This is a genomic window from Pseudomonas sp. R43(2017), from assembly GCF_002112345.1.
GTDB lineage: Bacteria > Pseudomonadota > Gammaproteobacteria > Pseudomonadales > Pseudomonadaceae > Aquipseudomonas > Aquipseudomonas kribbensis.
Genome location: NZ_NEHJ01000014.1, coordinates 1 through 5644 on the forward strand (window position 1 = coordinate 1; position 5644 = coordinate 5644).

Consider the following 5644-nt stretch of genomic DNA (forward strand, 5'->3'; position numbering starts at 1 on the left):
GAGTTATGTAGGTTTCGATGGCGGATTGCTTCAGATCATCGAAGCCTGGAAGGAGTTGGAAATGCCGGTTTGTCTGGCGCTTTCAACGGTTCGGTCTTCTCGATCGAAAGCGGAGAAAAAGAGGTGTTGACAGCAGCGTGTAACGCTGTAGAATTCGCCTCCCGCTAACGAGAGATCGGAAGCGCAAGTGGTTGAAGTTGTTGAAGAAATCTTCGAAAACTTCTGAAAATAATCACTTGACAGCAAATGAGGCTGCTGTAGAATGCGCGCCTCGGTTGAGACGAAAGATCTTAACCAACCGCTCTTTAACAACTGAATCAAGCAATTCGTGTGGGTGCTTGTGGAGTCAGACTGATAGTCAACAAGATTATCAGCATCACAAGTTACTCCGCGAGAAATCAAAGATGTAACCAACGATTGCTGAGCCAAGTTTAGGGTTTCTTAAAAACCCAAAGATGTTTGAACTGAAGAGTTTGATCATGGCTCAGATTGAACGCTGGCGGCAGGCCTAACACATGCAAGTCGAGCGGATGAAGGGAGCTTGCTCCCGGATTCAGCGGCGGACGGGTGAGTAATGCCTAGGAATCTGCCTGGTAGTGGGGGACAACGTTTCGAAAGGAACGCTAATACCGCATACGTCCTACGGGAGAAAGCAGGGGACCTTCGGGCCTTGCGCTATCAGATGAGCCTAGGTCGGATTAGCTAGTTGGTGAGGTAATGGCTCACCAAGGCGACGATCCGTAACTGGTCTGAGAGGATGATCAGTCACACTGGAACTGAGACACGGTCCAGACTCCTACGGGAGGCAGCAGTGGGGAATATTGGACAATGGGCGAAAGCCTGATCCAGCCATGCCGCGTGTGTGAAGAAGGTCTTCGGATTGTAAAGCACTTTAAGTTGGGAGGAAGGGTTGTAGATTAATACTCTGCAATTTTGACGTTACCGACAGAATAAGCACCGGCTAACTCTGTGCCAGCAGCCGCGGTAATACAGAGGGTGCAAGCGTTAATCGGAATTACTGGGCGTAAAGCGCGCGTAGGTGGTTCGTTAAGTTGGATGTGAAATCCCCGGGCTCAACCTGGGAACTGCATCCAAAACTGGCGAGCTAGAGTATGGTAGAGGGTGGTGGAATTTCCTGTGTAGCGGTGAAATGCGTAGATATAGGAAGGAACACCAGTGGCGAAGGCGACCACCTGGACTGATACTGACACTGAGGTGCGAAAGCGTGGGGAGCAAACAGGATTAGATACCCTGGTAGTCCACGCCGTAAACGATGTCAACTAGCCGTTGGGAGCCTTGAGCTCTTAGTGGCGCAGCTAACGCATTAAGTTGACCGCCTGGGGAGTACGGCCGCAAGGTTAAAACTCAAATGAATTGACGGGGGCCCGCACAAGCGGTGGAGCATGTGGTTTAATTCGAAGCAACGCGAAGAACCTTACCAGGCCTTGACATCCAATGAACTTTCCAGAGATGGATTGGTGCCTTCGGGAACATTGAGACAGGTGCTGCATGGCTGTCGTCAGCTCGTGTCGTGAGATGTTGGGTTAAGTCCCGTAACGAGCGCAACCCTTGTCCTTAGTTACCAGCACGTTATGGTGGGCACTCTAAGGAGACTGCCGGTGACAAACCGGAGGAAGGTGGGGATGACGTCAAGTCATCATGGCCCTTACGGCCTGGGCTACACACGTGCTACAATGGTCGGTACAAAGGGTTGCCAAGCCGCGAGGTGGAGCTAATCCCATAAAACCGATCGTAGTCCGGATCGCAGTCTGCAACTCGACTGCGTGAAGTCGGAATCGCTAGTAATCGCGAATCAGAATGTCGCGGTGAATACGTTCCCGGGCCTTGTACACACCGCCCGTCACACCATGGGAGTGGGTTGCACCAGAAGTAGCTAGTCTAACCTTCGGGAGGACGGTTACCACGGTGTGATTCATGACTGGGGTGAAGTCGTAACAAGGTAGCCGTAGGGGAACCTGCGGCTGGATCACCTCCTTAATCGACGACATCAGCTGCTCCATAAGTTCCCACACGAATTGCTTGATTCATTGAAGAAGACGAAAGAAGCAGCCCGAAATTGGGTCTGTAGCTCAGTTGGTTAGAGCGCACCCCTGATAAGGGTGAGGTCGGCAGTTCGAATCTGCCCAGACCCACCAATTTTGTGTGGGAAACGCCTGTAGAAATACGGGGCCATAGCTCAGCTGGGAGAGCGCCTGCCTTGCACGCAGGAGGTCAGCGGTTCGATCCCGCTTGGCTCCACCACTACTGCTTCTGAAGTAAGAGCTTAGAAATGAGCATTCCATCGTGTGATGGTGAATGTTGATTTCTAGTCTTTGACTAGTTCGTTCTTTAAAAATTTGGGTATGTGATAGAAAGATAGACTGAGATCCACTTTCACTGGTGGTGATCAGGCTAAGGTAAAATTTGTGAGTTCTCTTAGTTGAGAAATTCGAATTTTCGGCGAATGTCGTCTTCACAGTATAACCAGATTGCTTGGGGTTATATGGTCAAGTGAAGAAGCGCATACGGTGGATGCCTTGGCAGTCAGAGGCGATGAAAGACGTGGTAGCCTGCGAAAAGCTTCGGGGAGTCGGCAAACAGACTTTGATCCGGAGATGTCTGAATGGGGGAACCCAGCCATCACAAGATGGTTATCTTGCACTGAATACATAGGTGCAAGAGGCGAACCAGGGGAACTGAAACATCTAAGTACCCTGAGGAAAAGAAATCAACCGAGATTCCCTTAGTAGTGGCGAGCGAACGGGGACTAGCCCTTAAGTGGCTTTGAGATTAGCGGAACGCTCTGGAAAGTGCGGCCATAGTGGGTGATAGCCCTGTACGCGAAAATCTCTTGGTCATGAAATCGAGTAGGACGGAGCACGAGAAACTTTGTCTGAATATGGGGGGACCATCCTCCAAGGCTAAATACTACTGACTGACCGATAGTGAACTAGTACCGTGAGGGAAAGGCGAAAAGAACCCCGGAGAGGGGAGTGAAATAGATCCTGAAACCGTATGCGTACAAGCAGTGGGAGCAGACTTTGTTCTGTGACTGCGTACCTTTTGTATAATGGGTCAGCGACTTATTTTCAGTGGCGAGCTTAACCGAATAGGGGAGGCGTAGCGAAAGCGAGTCTTAATAGGGCGTCTAGTCGCTGGGAATAGACCCGAAACCGGGCGATCTATCCATGGGCAGGTTGAAGGTTAGGTAACACTGACTGGAGGACCGAACCGACTACCGTTGAAAAGTTAGCGGATGACCTGTGGATCGGAGTGAAAGGCTAATCAAGCTCGGAGATAGCTGGTTCTCCTCGAAAGCTATTTAGGTAGCGCCTCATGTATCACTGTAGGGGGTAGAGCACTGTTTCGGCTAGGGGGTCATCCCGACTTACCAAACCGATGCAAACTCCGAATACCTACAAGTGCCGAGCATGGGAGACACACGGCGGGTGCTAACGTCCGTCGTGAAAAGGGAAACAACCCAGACCGTCAGCTAAGGTCCCAAAGTTATGGTTAAGTGGGAAACGATGTGGGAAGGCTTAGACAGCTAGGAGGTTGGCTTAGAAGCAGCCACCCTTTAAAGAAAGCGTAATAGCTCACTAGTCGAGTCGGCCTGCGCGGAAGATGTAACGGGGCTCAAACCATACACCGAAGCTACGGGTATCACGTAAGTGATGCGGTAGAGGAGCGTTCTGTAAGCCTGTGAAGGTGAGTTGAGAAGCTTGCTGGAGGTATCAGAAGTGCGAATGCTGACATGAGTAACGACAATGGGTGTGAAAAACACCCACGCCGAAAGACCAAGGTTTCCTGCGCAACGTTAATCGACGCAGGGTTAGTCGGTCCCTAAGGCGAGGCTGAAAAGCGTAGTCGATGGAAAACAGGTTAATATTCCTGTACTTCTGGTTATTGCGATGGAGGGACGGAGAAGGCTAGGCCAGCTTGGCGTTGGTTGTCCAAGTTTAAGGTGGTAGGCTGAGATCTTAGGTAAATCCGGGATCTTAAGGCCGAGAGCTGATGACGAGTTGCCTTTAGGCGACGAAGTGGTTGATGCCATGCTTCCAAGAAAAGCTTCTAAGCTTCAGATAACCAGGAACCGTACCCCAAACCGACACAGGTGGTTGGGTAGAGAATACCAAGGCGCTTGAGAGAACTCGGGTGAAGGAACTAGGCAAAATGGCACCGTAACTTCGGGAGAAGGTGCGCCGGTGAGGGTGAAGGACTTGCTCCGTAAGCCCATGCCGGTCGAAGATACCAGGCCGCTGCGACTGTTTATTAAAAACACAGCACTCTGCAAACACGAAAGTGGACGTATAGGGTGTGACGCCTGCCCGGTGCCGGAAGGTTAATTGATGGGGTTAGCTAACGCGAAGCTCTTGATCGAAGCCCCGGTAAACGGCGGCCGTAACTATAACGGTCCTAAGGTAGCGAAATTCCTTGTCGGGTAAGTTCCGACCTGCACGAATGGCGTAACGATGGCGGCGCTGTCTCCACCCGAGACTCAGTGAAATTGAAATCGCTGTGAAGATGCAGTGTATCCGCGGCTAGACGGAAAGACCCCGTGAACCTTTACTATAGCTTTGCACTGGACTTTGAATTTGCTTGTGTAGGATAGGTGGGAGGCTTTGAAGCGTGGACGCCAGTTCGCGTGGAGCCATCCTTGAAATACCACCCTGGCAACTTTGAGGTTCTAACTCAGGTCCGTTATCCGGATCGAGGACAGTGTATGGTGGGTAGTTTGACTGGGGCGGTCTCCTCCTAAAGAGTAACGGAGGAGTACGAAGGTGCGCTCAGACCGGTCGGAAATCGGTCGTAGAGTATAAAGGCAAAAGCGCGCTTGACTGCGAGACAGACACGTCGAGCAGGTACGAAAGTAGGTCTTAGTGATCCGGTGGTTCTGTATGGAAGGGCCATCGCTCAACGGATAAAAGGTACTCCGGGGATAACAGGCTGATACCGCCCAAGAGTTCATATCGACGGCGGTGTTTGGCACCTCGATGTCGGCTCATCACATCCTGGGGCTGAAGCCGGTCCCAAGGGTATGGCTGTTCGCCATTTAAAGTGGTACGCGAGCTGGGTTTAGAACGTCGTGAGACAGTTCGGTCCCTATCTGCCGTGGACGTTTGAGATTTGAGAGGGGCTGCTCCTAGTACGAGAGGACCGGAGTGGACGAACCTCTGGTGTTCCGGTTGTCACGCCAGTGGCATTGCCGGGTAGCTATGTTCGGAAAAGATAACCGCTGAAAGCATCTAAGCGGGAAACTTGCCTCAAGATGAGATCTCACTGGAACCTTGAGTTCCCTGAAGGGCCGTCGAAGACTACGACGTTGATAGGTTGGGTGTGTAAGCGCTGTGAGGCGTTGAGCTAACCAATACTAATTGCCCGTGAGGCTTGACCATATAACACCCAAGCAATTTGCGAACTCGAGAGAGACCAGATTGCGGTGTGTGAAGACGCAATGAACCGAAAGTTCGACGCTTACAAAACACCGAAAACTATCCATACCCAATTTGCTGAAGCGAGGCCATCCGGTCACGAGTCAGTACCCGAATTTCTTGACGACCATAGAGCGTTGGAACCACCTGATCCCATCCCGAACTCAGAAGTGAAACGATGCATCGCCGATGGTAGTGTGGGGTTTCCCCAT

General features: G+C 51.4%; 2 tRNA genes and 3 rRNA genes. All 5 read left to right on the forward strand.

Annotated features, from left to right (window positions below):
• The first annotated feature begins 461 nt into the window (after positions 1-461).
• Positions 462-1998 (forward strand): 16S ribosomal RNA (locus CAG02_RS29350).
• An 81-nt stretch (positions 1999-2079) separates the two neighbouring features.
• Positions 2080-2156, forward strand: a tRNA-Ile gene (locus tag CAG02_RS29355).
• A 30-nt stretch (positions 2157-2186) separates the two neighbouring features.
• A tRNA-Ala gene (locus CAG02_RS29360) sits at positions 2187-2262 on the forward strand.
• A gap of 243 nt (positions 2263-2505) precedes the next feature.
• A 23S ribosomal RNA gene (locus CAG02_RS29365) occupies positions 2506-5396 on the forward strand.
• Positions 5397-5551: 155 nt separating this feature from the next.
• Positions 5552-5644, forward strand: a 5S ribosomal RNA gene (gene rrf, locus CAG02_RS29370); the annotation flags it as partial.